This window comes from Hymenobacter duratus (genome assembly GCF_014698995.1).
GTDB lineage: Bacteria > Bacteroidota > Bacteroidia > Cytophagales > Hymenobacteraceae > Hymenobacter > Hymenobacter duratus.
The window spans coordinates 702,501-727,526 of sequence record NZ_JACWZZ010000001.1; the positions used below are offsets into that span (position 1 = coordinate 702,501).

Annotated in this window: 8 protein-coding genes and 2 rRNA genes (1 of these 10 cut by a window edge); 7 read left to right on the plus strand and 3 right to left on the minus strand. The window is 60.6% G+C overall.

Going from position 1 to position 25,026, the window contains the following annotated elements:
• Positions 1-1,111 (plus strand): 23S ribosomal RNA (locus IC231_RS02865) (it extends 1,797 nt beyond the left edge of the window).
• A gap of 94 nt (positions 1,112-1,205) precedes the next feature.
• A 5S ribosomal RNA gene (gene rrf, locus IC231_RS02870) occupies positions 1,206-1,317 on the plus strand.
• A gap of 556 nt (positions 1,318-1,873) precedes the next feature.
• On the opposite strand, the gene tamL is transcribed toward rrf, so the two are convergent.
• Together tamL and IC231_RS20290 are read right to left on the minus strand one after the other, a co-directional pair.
• On the minus strand, positions 1,874-4,234 hold the full coding sequence (tamL, locus tag IC231_RS02875) for a translocation and assembly module lipoprotein TamL (protein ID WP_190783097.1): 2,361 nt from the start codon (positions 4,232-4,234) through the stop codon (positions 1,874-1,876).
• Positions 4,235-4,309: 75 nt separating this feature from the next.
• Positions 4,310-9,475 carry a translocation/assembly module TamB domain-containing protein gene (locus tag IC231_RS20290; RefSeq protein ID WP_190783098.1) on the minus strand — a complete coding sequence of 1,722 codons (5,166 nt, stop codon included), beginning with the start codon at positions 9,473-9,475 and terminating at the stop codon, positions 4,310-4,312.
• Between the two features lie 258 nt (positions 9,476-9,733).
• Here IC231_RS20290 and IC231_RS02885 point away from each other — a divergent pair, with 258 nt between their 5' ends.
• From IC231_RS02885 to IC231_RS02895, 3 genes are all read left to right on the plus strand, one after another.
• Positions 9,734-12,472 (plus strand): 4-alpha-glucanotransferase, encoded by a 2,739-nt coding sequence (locus IC231_RS02885; protein WP_190783099.1) that lies wholly within the window; start codon positions 9,734-9,736, stop codon positions 12,470-12,472.
• 347 nt (positions 12,473-12,819) lie between these two features.
• Positions 12,820-17,763 (plus strand): right-handed parallel beta-helix repeat-containing protein, encoded by a 4,944-nt coding sequence (locus IC231_RS02890; RefSeq protein WP_190783100.1) that lies wholly within the window; start codon positions 12,820-12,822, stop codon positions 17,761-17,763.
• A 155-nt stretch (positions 17,764-17,918) separates the two neighbouring features.
• Complete coding sequence (locus tag IC231_RS02895) at positions 17,919-18,911, plus strand: NAD(P)/FAD-dependent oxidoreductase (RefSeq protein ID WP_190783101.1); 993 nt, start codon at positions 17,919-17,921, stop codon at positions 18,909-18,911.
• Between the two features lie 142 nt (positions 18,912-19,053).
• Here the strand turns inward: IC231_RS02895 and IC231_RS02900 are convergent, their stop codons facing one another.
• Positions 19,054-23,082 carry a T9SS type A sorting domain-containing protein gene (locus IC231_RS02900; RefSeq protein WP_190783102.1) on the minus strand — a complete coding sequence of 1,343 codons (4,029 nt, stop codon included), beginning with the start codon at positions 23,080-23,082 and terminating at the stop codon, positions 19,054-19,056.
• A 141-nt stretch (positions 23,083-23,223) separates the two neighbouring features.
• Here IC231_RS02900 and IC231_RS02905 point away from each other — a divergent pair, with 141 nt between their 5' ends.
• Positions 23,224-24,231 (plus strand): SDR family oxidoreductase, encoded by a 1,008-nt coding sequence (locus IC231_RS02905; protein WP_185888383.1) that lies wholly within the window; start codon positions 23,224-23,226, stop codon positions 24,229-24,231.
• Positions 24,232-24,378: 147 nt separating this feature from the next.
• Positions 24,379-24,987, plus strand: a complete 609-nt coding sequence (locus tag IC231_RS02910; protein ID WP_190783103.1) for a gluconate 2-dehydrogenase subunit 3 family protein — start codon at positions 24,379-24,381, stop codon at positions 24,985-24,987.
• The last annotated feature ends 39 nt before the right edge of the window (positions 24,988-25,026 follow it).

A 25,026-nucleotide genomic window follows, 5' to 3' on the forward strand; every position in this document is an offset into this window, starting at 1 on the left:
CAGGCGACTGTTTAACAAAAACACATGGCTTTGCGAACGCGCAAGCGGAAGTATAAGGCCTGACACCTGCCCGGTGCCGGAAGGTTAAGAGGGGAACTTAGTCGCAAGGCGAAGGTTTGAATCGAAGCCCCGGTAAACGGCGGCCGTAACTATAACGGTCCTAAGGTAGCGAAATTCCTTGTCGGGTAAGTTCCGACCTGCACGAATGGTGTAACGATCTGGGCGCTGTCTCAGCCATGAGCTCGGTGAAATTGTAGTCTCGGTGAAGATGCCGAGTACCCGCCACGGGACGGAAAGACCCCGTGCACCTTTACTATAGGTTGACATTGACGCTGGGTAACACATGTGTAGCATAGGTGGGAGACGTTGAACCCGGGCCGCTAGGTCTGGGGGAGTCGCCGTTGAAATACCACCCTTGTGTTGCTTGGTGCCTAATCTGGCAACGGAGACAGTGTCTGCTGGGTAGTTTGACTGGGGTGGTCGCCTCCAAAAGAGTATCGGAGGCTTTCAAAGGTCCGCTCAGTACGCTTGGTAACCGTACGCAGAGCGCAATAGCAGAAGCGGGCTTGACTGTGAGGCCTACAAGCCGAGCAGGGTCGAAAGACGGATATAGTGATCCGGTGGTTCCGCATGGAAGGGCCATCGCTCAAAGGATAAAAGGTACGCCGGGGATAACAGGCTGATCTCCCCCAAGAGCTCATATCGACGGGGAGGTTTGGCACCTCGATGTCGGCTCGTCACGTCCTGGGGCTGGAGAAGGTCCCAAGGGTTCGGCTGTTCGCCGATTAAAGTGGCACGCGAGCTGGGTTCAGAACGTCGTGAGACAGTTCGGTCCCTATCTGTGGTGGGCGTTGGATATTTGACAGGACCTGACTTTAGTACGAGAGGACCGAGTTGGACCAGCCGCTCGTGCACCGGTTGTATCGCCAGATGCAGCGCCGGGTAGCGACGCTGGGATGAGATAAGCGCTGAAAGCATCTAAGTGCGAAACTCACCTGAAGATGAGATATCCGTTAATAAGAGTCGTCGGAGACCACGACGTTGATAGGTCCTAGGTGTAGAGTCCGAAATGGCACAGCCGAGGGATACTAATGACTCGAACGCTTCTGTAGTATACAGCTCCCGCTTACCCCGTTTTCTTTCTTGTCCTTGCGTCAACGTGTTGACAGTACTGCTTTCTTCTTGAAAGCGGATACTGCACCAGTAATGGTGGCTTTAGCCCGGGTGTTCACCTCTTCCCATTCCGAACAGAGTCGTTAAGCCCCGGAGCGCCTATGGTACTGCCTTCATCGGTGGGAGAGTCGGTCGCCGCCAACCTTACTGTATTTGCCCGTCGCCCCTGGCTGCACGCTTCCCTCCCCGGAAGCCGCGGCCAGGGGCGACGTCCGTTTACTCCCCCTTGCCTCACTACAACGGCCGCTCCACGCGGCACCGAGCCCCGGAGCGGACGGCATAGGCCCCGCTGCGCACGCATTGCCTCCAAGCAGCAGGAGAAGCATTTTAGTTAATTCTCTGCTCCCTGGTAGGTACTTCTGAATGGACTGTGCGGCGTTGAGCATGGTATATGAAACAGAATATTATGGTTGCGAATGAAGAAGGTCACTACCATGTCAGTGACAGGGCCCTTATTCATTCATGGTTCGTGTGCCTATTGTACACTGCGCGAAATGCCTAATGCCAGCCTGTATACAAAATGGGCCGGGGGCTGGCTCAATAACCCTTCGGGCTATCAGCAAGAACGGACGGTGCTGCCCTACCAGAGCATGAATCTTCAGTCGCAGCTGGTGGTGCGCCGGTGTAGGCAGGTGAAATGAATAACACAAAAGGGCCGCACAAGCGGCCCTTTTTGCTGGGGATAGTAGCGGAAAATGTATTAGAACGGGTAGCCGATGGCAATGTTCAGGCGAGGAGCTTTGTCATCGGGCGTGCCGTAAGGCGCACGTACTGGCATGGCCGCATCGAAGCGGATAACAAAGAACTGCACATCAATCCGGATGCCGGCGCCGGCCCCAATAGCCAGCTGGTTCAGGAATTTTGACGGCTCGAATTTCCCCCCGACGCGGGCCGGATCTTCGTTTACCAGCCAGATATTGCCGGCATCCACAAACAAAGCTCCCTTCACATACGGGAACAAGTCCTGGCGGTATTCGGCGTTGGCTTCGAAGCGCAGGTCGCCTACCTGGTCATAGAAATTGGTCTGCTTCTCCGTATCGGGCTTGTAGGTGCCTGGGCCAATACCACGTGCGGCGTAGGCCCGCACACTGTTGGGGCCACCAATGCCGTACTGCTTGAGGTAAGGCAGCACGCGCGAGTTCTGATAGGGTAGGCCTGCCCCAATCAGGAGGCGAGTGGCAATTTTGTTGCCGCTGGTGGGGTCGGCGGAGATGCGGAAGTAGTTGCGGAACTCAAGGTCTACTTTGGTGTATTGCGAAAACTGCTGGCCGATGAGCGTATAGGCCGTGCTGCCGTCGGGGTTGGTTTCTTTGGGCTGGCTAGTCAGGTTACTGAACAGGTAAGCCAGGTTGCCAGATAACTCTACCCCACCGCTGAAATACATCTGGTTGCGGCGCTGCTCCAGCGCCTGCTGGTTGTAGGTGTAGCGGTAGCTGCTACCCAGAATAAACTGCTGGCGGAAGCTGTTGGCCAGGAAGGCATTGTCATCAAGCAGCTTCTGAAAAACATCCGACACGGTCCCCAGCCGCAGGTATTGCAGGTCAATGGGGCGTAGCTCCTGCTCGTTGGTGATTTTGGTTTTCCAGGTGTAACCATAGTTCAGGCTGAACGCGTCCTGCCGGAAAGCGTCTAGGCGCTGCACGTATTTATAGCCGGCTCCAAAGGTAGTGCGCGGCTGAAAGTCGGAGTTGCGCAGCTGGATATCAAAGGGCGGCGTGATGAGACGCGGCACAATGAGTTGCGCGTCGGCGCCCAGCTCGTAGGACGTGAGGCCAATGGCGTTGGTACCGGTGCGGGTTTGGTTCTCGAAAGCTCCCGTCACGTTCACCAGCAACTGTTCGGCGCCGCGCAGGGCCGAGCGGTTGCGGAACTGAATGCGGAAGCCCGGCCCCACAAAGCCATTGGACTTGCTCACCAGCAACACTTCCGCCCGCAGGCTCTTTTTGGGCACCTGGGTCATGCGCACAAACGCATTCAGGTGGCCGTATTCGGCGGAGTCGGGCTGGTTGCGGGCGGGGCGGAACCGGATATCCACGAACTTGAACGTACCCAGGCTCATAAGGCGGCTCAGGGTCTGGTCGGCGCGGCGGCGGCGGTACAGGCTGTCGGGGTAGAGAAAGGTGGCGTTGGTAATGGCCTTCGCCTTAAACATCTTCTCATCCGGGTAGTAGCGGTACTTGTTGTAGATGATGGGTTGGCGGCCTGCCGAAGCTGTGTCCGATAGTGAGTAGTCAGTGTTTAGACTTACGCGGTTGAGCACATACGGCTGGGCCGCGCGCTTCGGAATCGAGCCTTTCACCTTCAGGTACACATTCACCTGGTTGTCGAGGGTGCTATCTACCTGATACAGTAAGTAGTCGGGCGTGAAGTAGTAGTAGCCCTGGTTTTTGAGCACACCATCAATACGGATTCGTTCGTTGATAAGCGTCTGTAGATTGTAGGGGTCGCCTACTTTCAGCAGCGACGCCGACTCAGTGGCCCGGATGGCGCGGTCAAGCAACGTGTCACGCTCCGGGTAGCGAATTTCCTTGATCAGGTAAGGCTTTCCTACCCGCGCCAGATAATCGACGGTGGCCGTCTGACCCTTTTCTTTCACCTTGCTGTGGACCACCGGCTTGAAGTAGCCGTTGTTGTTGAGACGGTTGGCCATCAGGTTTTTCACCCGTTGGGTGTCTGCCTCGCTCAGCAGCACCGGTTTCTCACCGTACTTGTCGGCCAGCCACTTACCCAGCCCTTTGGTTTTGCCTTCGCCCAAGCTCCAGAAGTAGAGTTTGGGCCGCATGCCCAAGATAGAGGCATTGGGCTTGGGCGCAATAACCGATTCCAACTCTGTCGTCAGGGCGCTTTCGTTTGGGACCGGCGCCTCCGACTGCACTTTCACAGTGCTTCCGGTGTAGAGCTTGCTGCCTTCCGGAATGTATTTGGTGCCCGAGCAAGCCGCCGACAATGCCAGCATGCTCAGGGCGGCCCACTTTCGCAGCCATGGCCCCGCGGCCTTTCCTGGCAGGAGCCGGCGTGCTGCCGGACGACTTTCGGAATGGGAGGAAGAGCTAAAAGGCATGAACAGAGCTGGTTTCTGGAAAAGGATACTGGGAAGAAGTGCCGGCGGGCACCGCGCCTGAAACGGGAAGGCCTGCTAGCGGCCGGAAGTGGTGGGGCGCCGGGCTACACGCGTGGTGTCGCGCCGCTGGTCCGAGGCCAGGGTCTGCGTCGAGTCCTGGGCCGCTTTCTTTTCGCGGCGCTGCTGGCGGCGGTTCTGCTTCACTTCTTCCTTCACCACGTCGTCAATACCCTTGAACAGGTCGGCCAGGTCGCGGTAGTCGCGCTGGAAGATGAGCGAAGCACCGGTACGCACAAACTGCCCGTCGATGTCGCCATAAGCATTGTTGCGGAAGGCCCGCAACCGGATTCGACCATTGGCCAGGACGTTGTATTCAACGCTCACATCACCCGCAAACGAGCTGATACCGGCCTGATTCTGTCCCTGGCTGGCCTGGTTGCCGCCACCCAGCGGCACATCGGTGCCGAGGCGCACGGTAAGACGGTTATTGAGCAGCTGCCGGCGCACGGCCACGTTCAGGTCGGTACGGGTTTTCTCGGCGCCGCTGCTGTAGTCGGCATAGGAGTTCACGCCTAGCTCCACGCCCAGGTTAGACAGGTAGGAGCCGGTGAGGTTGTTGAGTTGCTGCGTAAGCACCTGGCTGGCCGAGCCACGCAACTGGTCAGCTACGATGTTGCCGCCGCTGCTCTTGAACGGGTCATCGGTCATGAAGCGGTTCAGGACCAGCAGCGAGAATACCTGCTTGTTCAGCTCCGAAACCTCACTGGGCTGGCGCAATTGGGCCAGGCGCGCCTCAATCGGGCCGCGCAACTCCGAGCGGCTTTCTTCTGGCAGCTTGATATCAAACCCAATAATGGGCTTGAGCAGCTCGCCAGTCACGTTCAGGAACACTTGGAACGGCAGCTGGTTGCGGCCTACGGCACTCAGGGTTTCGTCGGCAAGGCCCTGCGAGGCCAGCAGCTCGGCCGGGGCGGCCTTCACGTTGTAGATGGCCGCAATGTTGAGCTGTGCGTTGTACGGGTCACCGCTCCACACAATAGAGCTGCCCTGCCCAATGTCGAACTTGCGCGACGCCAGATCATAGAGCGACATATTGTAGGTGCCGTCTGTCACATCGAGGCGGCCGGTAAGGGTAATGGTGCCCGCCGGGTCAATGGCCGTATTGAGGGTGCCGGCTGCCCGCACCTTTAGGTTGTCGCCAGAAATCGGGTCAATGACGAGCGTGAAAGGCGTGTTATCGTTGACGGTGACGCGGGCTGTGATGTCGAAGCCGGCGGCGGTTTTGGCCGAATCCAGGGCTACCTGGCGCGCCAGCATCGTATCGAGCGGTGCGCTTTTGTCTAGCCACTCCACTATGCCGTCGGTAGCGACCAGTCCGGCTTCATCGTTGGGCACCACAATGGTCAAGTCGGAACCTTCCACCACTACTACGCGCGTATTCACCACCGGCAGGTTCATGTTGCCGCTGATACGAGTATCGGAGTCCAGCACCAGCTTGCCATAGAACAGCTCGTTGTCGGCGGCCCGGCTGTTCACGGCCAGGAACCGGTCGGTGGTAGCATTCAGGTTAAACCGGTATGAGTTAACGTCAGCCAGGTTGGGCATCAGAATGCGCCCGTCTACCACCGCTTTATTATTGAGCGAGTCGAGAATGGTGAAGTTGTCGAAGCGGAGGCCTTGCGGGTCGAAGCGCACTGTCTGGCCGGGCATGCGGAAATCAGAGCCCAGCTGCGTGAGGGTCAGGCCCGCGTCTTCGGTGGTCGTGAGCGTGCCGTTCATTATGGGCTTGCTTGCCGTGCCCGTCACGACCATACTACCCGTAATGCCGCCGGTGGCTTCGCGCAACTGCCCGACCGAGAAAGGCTCGGCGGTTTTCAGGTCGAAGCGGTTTACGGTTATATCGAACCGAATGGGGTCGGGCGGAGTCGCCAGGTAGTAACCTACGGCCCGTACGTCGGTGCCCTGCTGGTTGGTCAGGCGCACATCCACATTGTAGCGGTCGGGGGTGGGGTTGGTGGCTTTCAGCGTCACGCCGCCTACTACCGTCTTGTTGTACACCAGATTGCTCAGCACAGCGTCGGCCGTAAAGGCCTGCCGGGGCTGGCCCAGGCTCAGGGCCAGTGCCTGACCGTTCAGAGTGCCGGCTACCAACGAATCCTGCATGCCAGCAGCGCGGGCCAGGCTGTTTAGCTCCAGGTTCTGCATGTTCAGCTGCAGCGGATACTGCGCACCGGGCAGGGTCTGCAGCTTCAAGGAGCGGTTGTTGCGGCTGAACTCCACATTATTGGCGAAAATGGCGCCTGTGGCAGTAGTATAGCGCAACTCATTGCCAGGTGTTACGGCCCATTCCACACGGTCCAGCATCAGCTTGGGGTCGAAGCTGAACGCATAGGCGTCGCCACTGTTGATTACCCGCAGCACACCGGCCATGTTCAGCCGCTCGGCGCTATCCGACTCCGCAATGCGCAGCCGGGTGCCAATCTGGTTGTTATGGATGCTGCCCGCCAGCGTGGGGTTCGGGATGCGCAGGGTGGTGTCCTGGCTGATCTGACGCAGACCCAGTCCGTAGTCCAGCTTTTGCGGGTCCGATTGTACGTTGAATTTCAGCGAGTCCAGCGCATAGCCCATGTACACAATGCGCGGAATGCGGGTGTTCATCGTGAGGTTGGCGGCGCGGCTGTCGAAGGCGCCTGTAAGCTTGAACGGTGTGAGCTGCTTGAGGTCGGGCACCAGTTTCTGCATGGCTGCCGTGTTTTTCACGTTTGCATCGAAAGTGAAGCGGCGGTCGGCGTTGGAGGGGCGGTATTGCACGCCCGGCAGGTCAAAATATCGGTCGATGTGCTCCTGCAGGGCCGTGGCAATGTCGCCGAGGCGGGTGTTGCCGTTCAGGTTCAGGTCCACGATGTTGGAGTTGAACACAACTTCGGTACGGCCCGGTACCTGCACAATGCTGCCCCGCACCGAGTCCAGCGCAAATGGCTGGTTGTCGCGCACGATGATGATGTTGTTGCCGGAGAACGTGCCGTTTATGGTGTTTAGGTCGGAGCCGCGCAGGTTGGCGGTCAGGTCGCCCTGCACGCGCAGGTCGCCGCCGGTGTAGAAGCCCAGGGCCGTAAGGTTGGCGCCGCGCAGGTTAAGGCGGTCCACGGTGTAGCTCGGGTTGTTGGCGTCGCGCAGGTTCACGGTAGCCAGCAGGTCCAGGTTCAGGTTGGGGTCTTCCGTGCTGCGGGCATCCACCACGTACAGATTCCGGTCGATGTCCACGTTGGCCGTGATGCCGCGGTAGGTATAGCCGTTGTAGGTGGCGCGCTGCACGTTGGCCATCAGCTTGCCGCGCAGCATATTCGGGTCGAGGCCCCCGCGCCCGTTCAGGCGGCCGTTGGCCGTTATTTTACCAATGGTCGGGTCGCGCAGGATTTTGCCCACGTCCAGGTTTTGGGTGCTGAAGGTGGCCGCAATAGGCTCCTGGCCTTTTGGACCGGCGCCCAAATCTACCTTCGCTGCTACATTCCCGAAAGTGGTGGTAGCACGCAGGTCAGCATCAAACAGCATAGCTGTAGGGCGGCCCCGGAACGTGCCGGCCACCGTCATGCGCGGCGGAATGCGGTACTCATTCGGAATCATGCCCTTGGGCACTAGGCTGCGAATATCGGCTTCAGTAGTCGTGAACTGCTGAATGTTGAGGTCGGTGTAGAGGCGGCGGTCTGTTTCGGGCAGGCCCTGAATCCGGCCGCTGGCCTTCACGATGGTGTTGCGGAAGCCCACAAACTCCAGCCCTTGAATCCGCATATCGCCCACGCGGCCACTCACGCGCCCACTCAGCAGGATAGACTGGTTGGGACCCGTATTGAACGGCGGTGTGCCGGCCAGGTCGGGGGCCAGATACAGAATGTCGCGGAAGCCGAGGCGCACATTGCGCAGGTCGCCCTCAATGCCGAGGTTGGGCAACTGCTTCATATCGGCCAGCGCATCAAGGCTCCTGTAGCGCATGCCCAGCGTCTGGCGGATGCGGGTGTGCGGCGTAATCAGGTCGAGGTTGGTGAGGCGCGTCTGCACCGAGTCGAACACCACATCAGCCTGCGCCGACGAAATCTGGAAGCCGCTCTTCTCCTTGCCCGCCAGCTGGTTGATGCGGCCGGTGGTGCTGTTTTCGGAGTAGCGCAGGCTCTCCAGGTTCAGCGTCAGGTCCGTAAACTTGAGGTGGTTGTAGTCCATGGCCGGCACGCGGGTGCGCTGCGTCGGCTCGTTGAAGTTGTCGAAGGCCACGTCCACACCGCTGATGTCGGAGCGGTTCAGGGTTACTACCCAGTTGGCGGGCTGGCCGGTGGCGCCTTCCACGGCATCGTTCAGGTCGCGCACCACTTCGGCCGGGTTCACAAGGCGCTTTTCTACCGGCACGTTTTCGTTCTGGGCGTAGGCAACGCTGGTGTTGCGCAGCTTCACCGTGTTTAGCGCCACCCGCGAGTTAATCAGGTCGATGTTGTCGGCCGTAATTTCGGCCTCGCCCACGCGGGTGCTGATGAACTGCGCCGACGGGTCGTTCTTATACGTGAGGCTGACGTTGCTCAGATTCGCCTTGTTCAGCCCGAACGTCAGGGCCAGTGGCTCCGCTACGGCCGTGTCCGGCGGCGCAGTTTTGGTTTGGGCAATGCTGATGCTGGTGTTGCGCAACGTGGCTTCGTCCACTTTATAAATAGACTGGTCCACGTCCACGGCATCCATGGCTACGGCCAACTCGCCTACTTTCGTGCGCAGGTTCATACCCTCCACCTGGTCGTCGTAGGTGAGGTGAATGTTGGTCAGGCGCAGGTCGCCGATGTCGTATTTGAAGCCCGAGCCGGTTGTGTCGGCCGGCGTGGTCGTGGTGGTGTCGCCGGCCGCAAAGGCATTCACGATGAAGTCGTAGTTCGATACGCTGTCGGGCTCGGTGCGCTTGATGGCCAGCCGCCCGTCGTTCAGCTCCAAGGACTTCAGGTTGATTTCCGATTTGGTGAGGCCCCACAAATCCAGATCCACACCCAAATGGCCCACCGACAGCAGCGTGTCGCCCTGCTGATCTTCTACATACACGCCGTCGAGGCTGAGGGCATGCTTGAAATCGGTGCGAAACTTGGCTATCCGGACTTCCGTGCCAATTTTATCTTGTAGGTAGCCAGCCGCTTTGCGGGCCGCATAGTCCTGCACCGAGGGAAATTGTAAGGCAACTACAATCCCAACGACCAGTAGCAGCACAAAAGCCACGAGCCCGAGGATAGTATACAGCGCACGACGAGCGTAAGTAGGCAGAGTAGTAATAACCAGACACAGTTAGGGTTCAATGAAAACCAAACGGTAGAAATGGCCTTGGGGTTGGGAAAAAGCGTGCTAAGTCGTTGTAGCGCTACACTTGTGGCACCCGATGGTGGTTTGACCGGGTAGCGCCGGCACCAGCCAGATTATGGCCAATAGCGCACAATACCGCGGCAGCTACTTATCTTTCGGACTTATTCTTTTCGCCCCATGATTCTCCGTTTTTCCCTGCCCTACCGCACCGCGTGGGGCCAGCGGCTGGTAGTGTGCGGTTCTGAGCCAAGCCTTGGCCAATGGAACCTCGACCACGCACTCCCGCTGCAATACAACCCTGAGCTTGGCCGCTGGAGCCACGAAATCAGCCTGCCTGATGACGCAGTCGGCACCGTGGAATATAAGTACATCCTGCTCGACGACCAGGATGGTGGCAAACACTGGGAATGGGGCCCCAACCGCAGCGTCCGGCACGATGGCAGCCAGTTCAGCCGCATCGTGCTGGAAGATTTTTGGCGTGCCCCGGCCCAGCCCGAAAACGAATTGTTTACGGCGGCCTTCACAGAAGCACTGCTCCGCCGGCCGGCCGCTGCCAAAGCGGCTAAGCCAGCCAAAGCGGCCCGCGTTGCCGATGCGGTAGTGCGGTTTCAGCTGGCTGCTCCGCGCGTAGAGCCTGGCCACCAGCTGTGCGTGCTTGGTTCCGATGCTGCCCTTGGTGCCTGGGACGCCCGGAAAGCCGTGGTGCTTTCCGATGCCGACTACCCGACCTGGACCGCTGAAGTGGCCCTGGAACAGCCCGACCGCACGGTACAGTATAAGTATGGTATCTGGGACCCGACGGAGAAGAAAATCGTGCTGCTGGAAACCGGCGACGACCGGATTCTGCCGCCTTCCCAGGACCGCCGCACCCTGCGTGTGCGCGCCGATGAAGGCTTCCGCTACCCCAGCACCTGGCGCGGCACCGGCGTGGCGCTGCCCGTGTTTTCACTGCGGAGCCAGCGCGGCCTGGGCGTGGGTGAGTTTCCCGACCTGAAGCTGCTCGTGGACTGGGCCGTGGCTACTGGTATGAAGCTGGTGCAAATTCTGCCCATCAACGACACCGTAGCCACGCACACCTGGGTCGATTCGTATCCGTACGCGGCCATTTCGGTGTTTGCGCTGCACCCGCAGTATCTGCACCTGGAGGGCATTGCGCCGCTCAAAGACAAAGCCGCGCAAAAAGAGCTGGATCAGTTGCGCGAACAACTGAATGCCAAAGACTTCGTGGACTATGAGCCGGTGATGCAGGCGAAGTGGAAGTTTGCGCGGTTGCTGTATCAGCAGGAGAAAAAGCAGTTCCTCGCCGACCCGGCCTTCCTGGCGTTCCGGGAGGCGCAGAAGTCGTGGCTGGAGCCGTACGCAGTATTCTCCGCGCTGCGGGACCAGTTCGGCACCGCCGACTTCCAGCAGTGGCCCGAAGAGTACCGGACTCCGGCAAAAGTAGCGGAGCTGATCCGGGAAGATGCGCCCAACTTCGATGAAGTAGCGCTACACTTCTTCACCCAGTTCCACCTCGACAAGCAGTTGCTCGATGCCGTAGAGTACGGCCGCCAGCACGGCGTGGTGCTCAAAGGCGACTTACCCATTGGTATCTACCGCCATTCCGTAGACGCCTGGACCCAGCCTGAGCTCTACCACATGCACCAGCAAGCCGGTGCCCCACCCGACGACTTCTCCACGACTGGCCAGAACTGGCGCTTCCCGACTTACAACTGGGAGCGGATGGCCGAGGACGGCTACGCGTGGTGGAAGCAGCGCATGAGCACGCTGGCCCGCTACTTCGATGCCCTGCGCATCGACCATATTCTGGGCTTTTTCCGCATCTGGGAAATTCCGGGGCACTCGGTGGAGGGCCTGCTGGGCCACTTCTCCCCGGCGCTGCCGCTGCATCAGCACGAAATAGAGCAGCGCCTGGGCTGGTTCAACTACGGCCGCCTCTGCGAGCCGTATATCCGCTGGCATATTGTGCAGCAGCTCTTCCATGCGCAGGCCCAGGCCGTGTTCGACGAGTTCATGGAAGACGCCGGCTACGGTGCCATCCGGCTGCAGAAGCACATGCGCACCCAGCGCCAGATGGAAGCCGTGTTTGAGCAAAAAATAGCCGCCGACCCCGCCAACACCGACCACTACAAATGGCTGCGTACCGGCCTCTACAGCCTGGCCAATGAGGTGCTGTTCGTGCCCGACGACCTGCGGCCAGACCACTACCACCCGCGCATTACGGTAGACAAATCGGTGTCGTTCCGGGAGTTGAACGGCGAAGACCAGCACCGTCTGCGCGACATCTACAACGACTTCTTCTTCCGGCGCCACGAGAATTTCTGGCGGGAGCAGGGCCTGACCAAGCTGCCGCCCGTGCGCTACGCCACCAACATGCTCATCTGCGGCGAAGATCTGGGCATGGTGCCGGCCTCGGTACCGGGCGTAATGAAGGCGCTGGGCATGCTGGGCCTCAACATCCAGCGCATGCCTTCCGACCCGAAAGTGGAGTTCGGGCACCCCGATGCGGCTCCGTATCTGTCGGTCGTGAGTCCTGGCTCACACGACATGAGCACGCTGCGCGGCTGGTGGGAAGAAGACCACGCCACCACCCAGCGTTTCTTCGAAACCATATTGGGCCATTGGGGCGAGCAGGCGCCGTACCATTGCGAGCCGTGGGTAGCCCGCGAAATCATTGTGCAGCATCTGCACTCGCCAGCTATGTGGGCCATTTTCCCGCTGCAGGACCTGCTGGCGACGGACGCTTCCCTGCGCCGTACCGACCCGCACGAGGAGCAGATCAACGTGCCGGCCAACCCCACCCATTTCTGGAAATACCGCTTGCACATCCCGTTGGAAAAGCTGCTGGAACAAAGTGTGTTTAGCAATGAAATATTGGAACTAAATAGAGTAAGCGGTAGAGTGAAGTCGTACTGAGGCTTCTACTAGTACCCGTTCTTTGCCACTCAAAAAGAGCCCTGTCGCATCGACAGGGCTCTTTTTATTTTTTTCAGGGTAGTAAATCCGGCCACTTTATAAAAATCGTATGGCTCCCGGATTTTGTATGAATCTGCTAAGGTCAGCTGCCCCGAATGAGGAGTTTACCTGATTCCCATAGTCAGAAACAAGGTTCATCCTGTGAAAACTACTGTTCAGCGAAAACTGCCTGCCTGTACCTGAGGCGCCCTCTAATTTTGGTGACAGGTAGCCTATTGTTTGGTGGTTCCGCTCCTGTCACAATGGTGTTTTGCCTTCCTCTGCTTCACAACACTCACATATAGTACATGAAATCACTCTTACGATCAGTAATTCTGATGCTGGCCTGGGGGGCGCTTGGCCAGACTACCGCTTGGGCGCAGGCTACGGCCAAAGATCAATCAGCCCAGATACTCAACCCCAATGATGGCCGAACACAGCTGCTACAGCCGCTGGCTGTTAGTGCCGGCACCGTCACGGGTTACACCATCACGGGTCCGCTGCCCACGGCCGGGCAAGGGACACTGTGGGTAAATGGAACGCAGGTAACTACTGTGCCGCGTACCGTGAGCCTAGCTGATGCCGACAACATTGAATTTGACCCAAGTGCTACCTTCTTTGGTACGTACTTTTTCAATTATACGGCACAGGGTAGCGGTGGCGTTAACACTGCGGCCTCGTACGGCATTTCGGTTTCGGATGCTGCTTGTAGCGTTGCTTCCGCACTGAACCTGTTCAGTCGCGCCGATGAAAGCTGGGAAGGACCGACTTATCCTAGCATAACAGTCAGTGGAACTACCCTGACGGCTTCGGCCTTCACGCAATCTGCCAGTGCCAATGGTACCACGGTTTTGGGCGTACTCGACGACCTGACCATGCCCGGCAAGGCCCTGACCTGGTCGGCTGACTATAGCAGTGAGAGTACGACTGCTAATGCTTCCAGCATTACCTTCTCCTTCAGCCGGCCGGTTAAGAATTTCTCCATGACGGTAGGTGACTTGGACGTAGGATCAATCACTGCTACCAACCCGTGGATAGACCAGCTCACGGTACAAGGCTATCCTACTACGGCTTCCACAACCCCCTACGTGCTGACCGCTGCTGAATACACACTGGGCCCCAACGGCGACAATATATACAGCGGCAACAACGTGTTTACTGGCACTGGCGAAAACGCTGCTACCAGCCCTGACCTCGCCGGAGCCAACCTGATTATCACGTTTTCGCAGGCAGTCCAGAAGGTGACGCTCATCTACCGCAATACTACCACTACGGCTAGCGGTAATGATCCAGCGAAGCAGGTGCTGACTATTCCGTCTATGAGCTGGTGCGCGGAGGCAGATGTAACCACGACGCTGACTGGTCCCGGTAGCTTGTCGGCCGGTGTTCCGTCAGGCAACTATACGGCTACCTTCACCAACAACGGCCCGGATGCGGCTGCCGCCACCACCCGTACGGTGACTATTCCGGCTAACCGGGCCTCGGCCGTGAACGGCGGCGCCAATGGCGTGGTAAGCGGCTCGCAAGCGGCCGGCTGGACCATCACGTTCCCGGCTGGCACCAACGTGGCCTCGGGCAACACCGTGAGCTACAACTTCAGCCTGACGCCGGCCCTGACGACGACTGGCCAAACGATTGGTGTGGTGAGCAACACGAGCACCACTACGGATGAAGGCAGCAACGTGGCTACCAACTCCGCTACCGTAACCTACACGGTAGGCGCGGTAGCTGACCTAACGACGACGCTAACGGCACCGGCTACTCTTTCAGCCGGTGTTGCGTCAGGCAGCTACACGGCGACCTTCACCAACAACGGCCCCTCGACGGCTGCCAGCACCACGCGCACGGTCACCATTCCGGCTAATACGGCCTCGGCGGTGAGCGGCGGCGCCAATGGCGCGGTAAGCGGCTCGCAAGCGGCCGGCTGGACTATCACGTTCCCGGCTGGTACCAACGTGGCTTCGGGCAACACCGTGAGCTACAACTTTACCCTGACGCCACTACCCGTGGCCAGTGTCGCCGTAACCAGCACTACCGGCAACGCCGGTACCACCAGCCAGGGCCTAAACGTGGCGGCTGACTCGGACACGAAAACGACGACCGTAACGCCGATTGCCGACGTGACAACCACGCTGACCGGCCCCAGCGCACTGACGACCGGCGTAGTATCGGGCAATTACACGGCAACTTTCACCAACAACGGACCTTCGCCATCGGCTGGCACCACCCGTACGGTGAGCATTCCGGCTAATACCGCCTCGGCGGTTTCGGCCCCGACGGGAACCGTTAGCGGCAGCCAGGCTACGGGCTGGACGATTACATACCCCGGCGGTACGCTGGCTTCCGGCAACTCGGCAAGCTATACGTTTACGCTCACGCCGGCTCCTGCCGTGACGAGCATCGCCGTAATCAGCAACACGGGTACCACCACCAGCCAGGGCGCCGATGCGGCTCCTAACTCGGCTACCGTGACACAGTCCGTAACGCTTATTGCCCTGAGCGGGCGCGTATTTGAAGACGTGAACTACAGCGGCGGCACAGGTCGTAACCTGGCTGATGCCAACACATCGGCCCAGAGTTCCGGCTTTGCCAACAACGCCATCCGCCGGCCTAATGCTACGGTAGAGCTGTATGATGCCAACGGCAACTTCCTTGCTACTACCGTTACGGATGGTACGGGCCTGTACTCGTTCAACGTGCCGGCTCCGGCTGACTATACCGTGCGGGTAGTGAGCAGCACGGTAACATCCGTACGGCCTCGCGTAGCAGGCAACACGGATGCCTTGGTACCGGTGCAAACCTTCGTGCAGGGCGACTTGAACCGCGTAGGGGGTGAGGCGCCCGAAAAGCAGGACGCCCCGGCCAATACCGGCAGCCAGACGCTGGCTCAGCTGACCGCTGGCGCTGGTGCCAGCGCCACAACGGCCCAGTCTATCGACCGGGTAACGGTAGCAGCAGGCGGCCAGACGGGAATAAACTTCGGCTTCAACTTCGATGTGGTGAACAACACCCGCGACGCTGGGCAAGGCTCATTGCGTCAGTTCCTGCTCAATAGCAATGCCCTGAGCAACAACAATCTGGCCCAGACTGGCCTGACGGCTGGCACGGAAACCAGCATCTTCATGATTCCATCGGGAGGGGCCACGGCCGGTTTGCGTGCGGGTTTGGTTTCCGGCCTGACGGACCTGACAAATGACGGGACTGTGAACAACCGGGTAGCGGTTATTACGCCCTTGTCAGCCTTTCCTTCTATCACGGACAGCAACACCCGGATTGACGGCACCGAGCAGACCACCAACGTGGGCAACACCAACAACGTGACGCTGGGCACCGGCGGTACCGTAGGAGTGACCCCAACGGCCCTGGGCCAGCTCAACGGTCCTGAAGTGCAGATAGTAGGTATCCCTGGCCAGGCTGGTAGCGACTTCGGTCTGACAGTAGCCGCCACCAACACAACCATCACGGGGCTGGCCATCTATGGTTTCGGCAATACGGCCGGAGGCAACATCTACGTAACTACCGGCGCCACCAGTGGCACGCTGCTCACTGGCAACGTCATTGGTTCTGGTGCGGCCGCTTTCGCCGACCCTGGCGCGGCTGCCCGCAGCACTGGCCACGGCATCTACCTGCAAGCCGGTACCGACATCACCACGCTCTTCAGCGGCACTATCTCCAACAACCTGATTGGCTACAACAGCACGGCGGGCGTGGAAATGCTTGTGAATGCGAACGGCAACGGTACCACTACCGGCTACCTGGTAGAAGGCAATGAAATCCGGGGCAACGCGCTTGGCAACTCCTCGTCGGATGGCATCCGGTTGGGCGTTAACGGCGGCGTGATGCGCAACAACCTGATTGCGGCCAACCAGGGTCCGGGAGTGGACCTGGCAGGCAGCACAGGCAACGCCCTTATCACCAACAACACGATTGATAATAACGGCCTCAACGGCGGCGGACAGACCGCAGGAATTCGCCTGCAGGGTGCCGCCAATACTCTCAGCCAAAACGTAGTCAGCAACAACTACGGCGCGGGTATTATGGCCCAGAATGCCACCACAACGTCTCTTTTCACCAAAAACTCCATCTTCGGCAACGGTGCCGTGCTTACGGCTGTCGGGGGAGCCGCCAGTGGGCAGCTGGGTATCGACCTGCTCAATCCCGCCGACAATGCTAACCAAGGATCCGGAACGTACGTTTCCCCTAACGCTAACGGCAAGACCAGTGCCAGCGGTGCTAACGGCCTACTAAACTTCCCGGTGATGACGCAAGCCGTAATTACCAATACTACCAGCGGCAATCTGCAGATTACGGGGTACGCTCCGGCGGGCAGCGTGATAGAGTTCTTCCTGTCGGATAGGACAACGGCCGGCTTTGGCCAGGGTAAAACATATTTGTTCTCCACCACGGAAGGGGCCAGCATGACTGCTGCCGCCAATGGTACCGCTGCGCCCATTGCCGATGCAGAAGCTCGATTTGGAAACTACAGCGGTACTATCAACGGCGTTAACAACGGCGCTGAAACCGGTGCTGCCCGGTTCCTCTACAGCATTCCGCTCAGCAGCCTGACGGCTGGCCAGCGCACGGCCCTGACCACCGGCGGCGCCCGCCTCACGGCCACGGCTACCACCGGTGGCACCACCACCTCGGAGTTTTCCAGCAACATTCTGATTTCGCAGAACACGCCGCTGCCCGTGGAGCTGAAAACCTTCGACGTGACGGCTCAGCGCTTCGATGCCAAACTGGCCTGGAGCACGGCTTCGGAGAAAAACAACGACCACTTCGATGTGGAGCGCAGCTTCGATGGCCGCACGTTTGAGCGTGTCATCCAGGTGCGTGGCCAGGGCACTACCTCGCAGACGACCACCTACACCTTCACCGATGCCAACATCGGCAGCAAGTACCAGGGCCTGGTGTACTACCGTCTGCAGCAGGTGGATACGGACGGCACGGCCGTCTACAGTCCGGTTCGTACGGTGAGCTTCGCGGCCCGCGCGGCTGCTGAGGTGAAGCTGAGCGTATTCCCGAACCCGGCCACCAGCCAGGACCGCACCGCCACGCTGGACCTGACTACGCTGCCAGCCGGCGCTTATCAGGCTACGCTGCTTGATGCTACGGGCCGCACGATGGGCACTTACCCGGTACAAGGCGGCGTGAACAAGGTGCTGAATATCCAGGCCCTGCCCAGCGGCGCCTACATTGTGCTGGTACGCGGCAACAACCTGAATCTGAATGTGCGTCTGATGAAAGACTAATGCCTGCCAGACACAAGTAGTAGCAAAGCCCCGCCGGTATCCGGCGGGGCTTTTTCGTGGTTCGTAGTGCCGGGCGGCGCTGGAGCGCCCGGGGCTCAACCTATGCGGCTGTCATCCGGTATACGTAGGCTGTTTTCCTCGTCTGCTGTTTCCTTATGTCTGGTTCTGCTAGTCCGCTCCCGCCCGCTGCTCCCCGCCTGCGTCGTCACCTCCCTCCGGCCGCGCCGCTCCTCGATTTCGATGTAGTGATTATAGGCGCGGGCAGTGCCGGGCTCAGCGCGGCGTTGGTGCTGGGCCGCTGCCTGCGCCGGGTGCTGATCTGCGACGGTGGCGCCCCACGCAACGCCCCCTCGCCGGGCGTACACGGCTTCCTCACCCGCGACGGCACCAAGCCGGCCGACCTGCTACGCCTGGGCCGTGAGCAGCTGCAGCCCTACACTACGGTGGAGCTTCGGTCGGCGCGCGTGCTGGCTGTTGCGCCAATGGCGGTAGGATTTGAGTTGACGCTGGAAGGCGAAACCGGCCGGAATAGCACCTGTACGGCCCGCAAAATATTGCTGGCTACTGGCGTAGAAGATGAGTTGCCGGTGGTGGAAGGCATGCGCGAGTTCTGGGGCACTGGGGTACTGCACTGCCCGTATTGCCACGGCTGGGAAGTGCGCGACCAGCCCCTGGCCGTGTACGGCCGCGGCAAAACTGTTACGGGTCTGGCGCTGCTCGTCAGCCGCTGGAGCAAAGACGTGGTAGTGTGTACCGACGGCCCCGGCGGCCTCACCGACAACGCCCGACGCCGCTTGCGCCAGCAGGGTATCCAGGTACGGGAAGAGGAAATCCGGCAGCTGGCGGGGACCAGCCGGGGCGAGCTGCGCCATATTGAGTTCCAGAACGGCGAAAAACTGCCCCGGACGGCCGTCTTTATTCATGCGCACCAGCATCAGCGCACCCAGCTGGCCGAGCAGCTGGGCTGCCGGTTCACCAGCAAAGGCAGCGTGTGGGTAGATAAGAATGCCCAGACGACGCTGCCCGGCCTCTATGCCGCCGGCGACAACACACCCGGCACGCAGCAGGCGCTGCTGGCCGCCGCCAAAGGTAGCCAAGCCGCCATCTGCATCAACGAGCAGCTCACGCGCGAGGAGTGCCCCAAGTAGCGGTAGCGGAGTGGTGGGCTGGTGGCCGAAGCACAGCACCTATAAAAGACAAGCCCTTACTACGACCTGCGTAGTAAGGGCTTTCTGTTTTAGCGTCCGGCCTGCTTGGAAGGCCGCCGGACTTCACTATTCCACCAATCCGCTATTCCAGCACCACGCGGCGGCTGGTGGTCTGGCCTTCGGTGCTGAGGCGGAGCAGGTAGATACCGGGCGCAAGATTGCCCGGGGTAAGCTCGGTGCGCGAGGTGCCCAGGCTGTGGCGGGCCTGCTGGCGGTGCACCGGGCGGCCCAGGGCATCCAGCACCTCTACCTCCAGCACCCGGGCCGGGCCGGTGATTTCCAGTGTCAGCGGGCGGGTGGCCGAGGCCGGGTTGGGGAAGAGGCTCAGGCTCAGGTCGCGCAGGGCGGCCACCGTGGACTGCGGCTGCCGGATGGTGAGCGTAACGGTGGTGGCGCTGCTCACGCAGGTATTCACCGAGTCAACCACGTAGTAGGTGTAGACGCCCACGGCCGTGCGGCCTGTGGCGTACGAGTCGCCGGCAAACAGGCGCTGCGTGAGGGCTGCGTTGCCGTACCACACCCGCGTGCCCGCCGTGCCGGTGCTGGCCGTAGCCGTAAGCGGCGGCACCACCTGGCCTAAATCAACGACCTGGCTGGCGGCGGTAGGAGCAGGCAGGGCCGTGGGCGTGAACTCCAGCGCCCCGATGTCCGGCGTGGTAGCGCTGCGGGTAGAGCCCATGAAATCAACCGGGAAGTTCGGAATCGGCCGGGCCCGGCCGTTCAGGTCGCAGCTGCGGTTAAATACCGGGTTGATGGAGCCCGGTATGTTGCTTGCCAGATACGCACGTGTAGCCACGCTGGCCTGGTCCTGGCCGGTAGCCGTGCGCAGCGCCGCCAGGGTGGGGCGGGCGGCGCCATTCACGTACGCCAGCGTGCTGTTTGGCCCCACCACCGAGTAGGCGTTGTTGTCGATGACGCTGAAGGGCGAGGCCGCAGAAGCCGAGTAGAGGGCGTAGGTCTTGCCGGCAGTGGCGGTGGTCGTCTGCTCGTTGGCGAGGATATTGTTGAGCATTTCTACGCCCGTTACGCCCGTGTTCAGGGCCACGGCTGCCGTAATGGGAGTAGCGCCGTTGGGCAGGTTGCCGGTCATCCAGATGGTGTTGTAGTAGAGCTTGTAGCCCCCGCCCGACGCCGCGTAGATGCCGTGCGGCGTGAACGTGAAGCTGTCATCCCCATTGCTCAGGATGCCCGAAATCATGTTGTTCAGTACCGTAATATTGGCCGCCGTGCCTGTTGCTGCAAGCCGGATGCCATACGCGCCGTACGTGTCGAGGGTGGCGGTGCCGGTCTGGGTGATGTCGGAAATGCTGTTGGCCGCCACGATGCCGTTGCTGCTGGTGGTGCCCACCACAATGCCGGCGGTAGAGCCGCCGCTGGCCCGCGTGACGCCGGCAATAGTGTTGTTGAACAACTCAAAATTGGTGGTGGCCAGCACCACAATCCCGCTGGCGCCCACTTTGTCGGCCGCTACCGAGGAGCCGATAAAGTTGTTGTTGGCCACAAAGCCCGTGCTGTTACCCTGCACCTGAATGGCCGTGGCAGTGCGGCTGATAGCCGAGCGCCGGATGCGGCTGCCCGCCGTGCCGTTGAACGCCACGCCATACGCCGTAGTCGGGCTGGCGGCTTTCAGGTTCAGGTGGCTCAGCAGCACGTTGCTGCCCGACACGAACAGGGCGCCGCTGCTGGCGGCCGTCCCGTTGTTGGTAAAGGAAAGCCACCGGCTGCTGGAGCTGCCCGCGTCTTCCCCCGTAATCGTCACGTGGCTGGCATCCACGATGAGCAGCGGCGTGGTAGAAGTGGCCGGGGCCGTGAACGAGGTGGCCGATAGTCCGGCCCGGAACGAGAGGATGGTTACCGTGTTGGCGGCGCTGGAGCCCGGGTTGGGGTTGAGGGTGATGGGGTAGGTTTCGTTGGGGTAGGTGGCGTCCAGCAGGCGCAGCGTCAGGGCACCCCCGAGCTCCGTGTTGTTCAGGGCCGCTACGGCCGCCGTCAGGGTCGGGTAGTCGGCAGTAGGGTCGGTGCCCACGGTTTTCACGCCGCTCAGCAGGCCCAGCACTTTGTAGAAATTCGGCTGGGTAGGAGCGCTGCTGATGCTGGCCACCGAAGTAGCCGCGAAGCCCACGCCGGGCGAGGCACTCACGTTCGGGGGCGTGCTCAGGTCCTGCGCCGCCACGAAGTACTGAATAGTGTCACCGACGGCCGGAGCTGAGCGGAGCTTGTTTACCTCAATCGTGAAGCTGTAGCCGGGGCCGGGAGGCGCGCTTGGGCCCGCATTCACCCATTTCCAGCCGTTGCCAGTAGCATCGTTCGGGGCCGTGAAGACGTTGGCATCGGTGCTCTTCTTATAATAAAGACGTGGGCCGGTAGCCGCTGAAACGTCCACACCCGATGGGTCCTGGATGGCTACGTTGCTCAGGGCGCGGTTGCCGGTGGTGGCGCTGTTGCCCAGCGGCTGGTACGCAATGGTCGGGCCGCTGATATCCACGGCCACGAATGTGCCTTCATCGGCACCCAGGTCGGGGCGGGCAATGGTGCGGGCGTCGCCGTCAATGTCTGTCGGGACGGGCAGGGGCGAAGCCGCCAGGGAGCTGCCGCCGCCTTCCACCTGCGTAGTAGCGCCGGGCTGGATGTGCGGGTCAGTAGCAGGATTCACGAACGGTACGTTTTCCGTGACGGAGCCTTGCTCGGCCGGCGCGGCCCGCAGCTTGTACTGCGCCAGCGTCTGATCCACGGCCGGCGTAGTAGCTACGCCATAGAATATCGGTTTCTCAGCCGATGGTGGACCGGCGTAGTACAGGTTGTTGCCCGAAGTAGCAGCCAGATTGGTCACGACGGCCGTGCTTTTGAAGAAAGCCGCCGCTACCCCGCCGCCGCCGGCCGGTAGCCCGGTCACGAGGTTCACGAAGATGTTGTTGCGCAGGTCTACCGGCGGCGTGCCCGAGATGTAGAAAGCGCCGCTCTTGTTGCTGGCCACTGTGGCGGCGTAGGTCAGCACTACAGTGTTGTGGTAGCAGTAGTTGTTGGTGCCGCCCCGGAAGCTCAGGGCCCGTACCGAGGTGCCCGCCGTGCTGCCCGGCGCCTTCACATCGTACACGAAATTGTTGAAGATGTAGTTGGTGGTGCCGCCATTGATATCCATGCCTGAAGCAAAGCCGTTGGCCCCGCTCGAGAGAATATCATAGGTGCGGTTGCGGCCCACGCGGTGCAGCACGCCGCTGTTCACGAAAATGGCCTGCGCCGCTGAAGTGCTGCCGGTTCCCACCAGCCCGTGTACCCGGTTGTCGAGAATATCGGCCGAGTTGCTGGCACCCGTCGAGTAGATGCCATACACCGCGCTGGCCCCGTTGAGCGTGCTGATTTCGGTGTTGGAAACCTGCGCATTGGCCTGGGAACGAAGATAAATGCCGTACACGATGCCCGTGGCGCCGCCCGATGCCGCCCCGATGTTGAGCACGCGGCTGGGTGCCCCGCCCGGCAGCGGGCCTATCTGGTTGCCGTCGTCGGAGCTGCTGGTCGTAGCATCGAGGTTGTAGCCGTAGTAGCAGTCCTGCACCGTGTTCGACAGGAAACGGTTCTGGTTGTTGCCGCCGTCCTGCACGTTGATGCCGTAAGCGCGGGTGGTATTAGCGCGGTTCAGGTCCACGGTAGCATTCTGGACCGTATTGTTGGTAGCGCCGTTTTTCAGCCAGAAGCCGTATTCCAGCTGCTGCGCGGCCGTGGTGTTGGCCGCCGCGTCGTTCACATCAATTCCGTCGAAAGTCACGTAGTCGGCGCCGTCCAGCGTCACGGCCGCGTCGGTGGTGCCGGAGCCGGTGCCTTCCAGCTTCGGATTAGTCAGCGGGCCGTCTTTGCGGAAAATGATAGGGTTAGCGGCCGTGCCGCTGGCCGTAATGGCCGGCACCAATTCCGGAAACGTGACGCCGCTTTTCACCAGAAACGTGACACCGCCCGCGCCCACGCCCTGCGTGTTCAGGGCCGCTACGGCCGCCCCGAACGTGGCGTAGTTGCTACTGCCGCTGCCGCCCGGGTCTATGGTGCGCGTGCCCGTCAGCTGGGCCATGGCCGCCGGGCTAATGCCCAACGCCAGAAGTGCGTAAAGGAGTTTTTTCATACAGACAAATAGAGTAGGTGGTGTAGAAGGAAAGGTAGAAAAAACTGGCTAATACAGATTGCCAATAAACCACAAGCAAACCTAGACGCAGCCGTGCCGGACATTTTTGCGTAAGCCAAAGTCCACTTTGTACATCCTGCTATGGCCGCCAAAAAAGCTACCACTCCTTCTAAAACTGCTGCCGCGTCTAAACCGGCCGCTGCTGCGCCCGCCAAGAAATCTGCTGCTACTCCCGCAGCCAAGAAGGCCGCCAAATCGGCTGCTGTGGCTCCTGTACCCGTGAAGAGGCCCACCGCCAAAGACATGAAGCAGCACGCCCAGAAGCTGCCATATCCGGCCAAACAGGCTGATATGAAGCTACAGCCGGGCATGGCGTTCAGTACCTACCGCCCCGCCGGCAAGCTTCAGGACAAAATTGCCCTCATCACCGGCGCCGACTCCGGCATCGGGCGGGCGGTGGCGGTGGCCTTTGCCATGGAAGGCGCCCACGTGGCCGTGCTTTTCAACGAAAATGTGGTGGACGCTGAAGAAACCAAGCGCCTGATAGAAGCGCAGCAGCGCAAGTGCATTCTGCTGCAGCTGGATGTGCGCGACCCGGAGCAGTGCCGGCAGGCCGTGCGCCGCACCCGCGCCGAGCTGGGCGGCCTCAACATCCTTGTCAACAATGCCGCCTTTCAGATGAGCCAGGAGAAATTCGAGGACATTCCGGAAGAGCAAATCCGCCGCACTTTCGATACCAATATCCTGGGCTATATCTGGATGGCACAGGCCGCCGTGCCGCACCTCAAAAAAGACGACTGCATCATCAACACAGGCAGCATCGTGGGCCTGACGGGCATCCCGATTCTGATTGATTACGCCTGCACCAAGTCCGCCATCCATGCCCTCACCAAAAGCCTGGCTACCCACCTCGGCGAGCGGGGCATCCGGGTAAACTGCGTGGTGCCCGGCCCGGTCTGGACGCCCAATATCCCCGGTACCATGCCGCGCGAGGAAATTGAGAAGTTCGGCTACGAAGTGGCCCTGGCCCGCCCCGGCCAGCCTGAGGAACTGGCCCCGGCTTACGTGCTGCTGGCCTCGCAGGACGGCTCATTCATGACCGGCTCACTCGTGCATGTCACGGGGGGCAAAATGAGCAGCGACCAATAGAACAGCCCGGTTTCCTATCGGTGCCTCAGGTGCCCGCAGAAGTGCTTTCCCAGCTTTGGGAAAGCACTTCTTTTTGTCATTGAATAACTTTTTCCGGCACGGACTGGTACTGACGTAAGCTCCGCTGTACAGTTGTTCTGTTTTTTTATGCCGCACTATCCTGAAGGCACCGTCCGCACGCTGCTACAAACCGACCTTGTAACGCCCGCCACACGCGCTGCGCTGAATGCCCGGCTGGATGCGCCGGCGCACTACGAGCCGCAGTTTTTCGATGCCGATACCTATGCACTGCTTCGCGCCGTGGCGGCCCGCATCTTCCCGCAGCCCGACCGAGAAATTCCCATCGAGCTAGCTCCCGGCATCGACAAGCGGCTGCTGGCCGGCACCGCCGATGGCTGGCGCTACGACGCTATGCCGCCCGACCGAGAGGCGTACCGGCTGGGGCTGGGCGGTATTAACCAGGCGGCAGAAGCACAATTCAACCAGTTGTTTGTGGAGCTGGATGCGGCCAAGCAGGATGCCGTTCTGGAGCTGCTGGCTGCCGGCAAAGCACCCGGCGAAAACTGGGTTCAATTGCCGCAGAACCGGTTTTTTGAGGAAATGCTGGCCGAAATGGCAGAGGGATATTACGCTCATCCGCTGGCCCAGGAAGAAATCGGGTATGTAGGAATGGCCGATGTGCCCGGTTGGCAGCGCATAGGCCTGAATGAGCACGAAGAACGAGAGCCGGAAGAAAGGGCAGCGGGTGATAAATAACACATGATTGGTTTACGAGCCTATCCGTCCCACGTACCT

Coding starts and splice junctions, on each gene's coding strand:
- IC231_RS02900 (WP_190783102.1), bottom strand. CDS start 23,082: ATGAAAAAACTCCTTTACGCACTTCTGGCGTTGGGCATTAGCCCGGCG.
- IC231_RS02910 (WP_190783103.1), top strand. CDS start 24,379: ATGCCGCACTATCCTGAAGGCACCGTCCGCACGCTGCTACAAACCGAC.
- IC231_RS02885 (WP_190783099.1), top strand. CDS start 9,734: ATGATTCTCCGTTTTTCCCTGCCCTACCGCACCGCGTGGGGCCAGCGG.
- IC231_RS02890 (WP_190783100.1), top strand. CDS start 12,820: ATGAAATCACTCTTACGATCAGTAATTCTGATGCTGGCCTGGGGGGCG.
- IC231_RS02895 (WP_190783101.1), top strand. CDS start 17,919: ATGTCTGGTTCTGCTAGTCCGCTCCCGCCCGCTGCTCCCCGCCTGCGT.
- IC231_RS02905 (WP_185888383.1), top strand. CDS start 23,224: ATGGCCGCCAAAAAAGCTACCACTCCTTCTAAAACTGCTGCCGCGTCT.
- tamL (WP_190783097.1), bottom strand. CDS start 4,234: ATGCCTTTTAGCTCTTCCTCCCATTCCGAAAGTCGTCCGGCAGCACGC.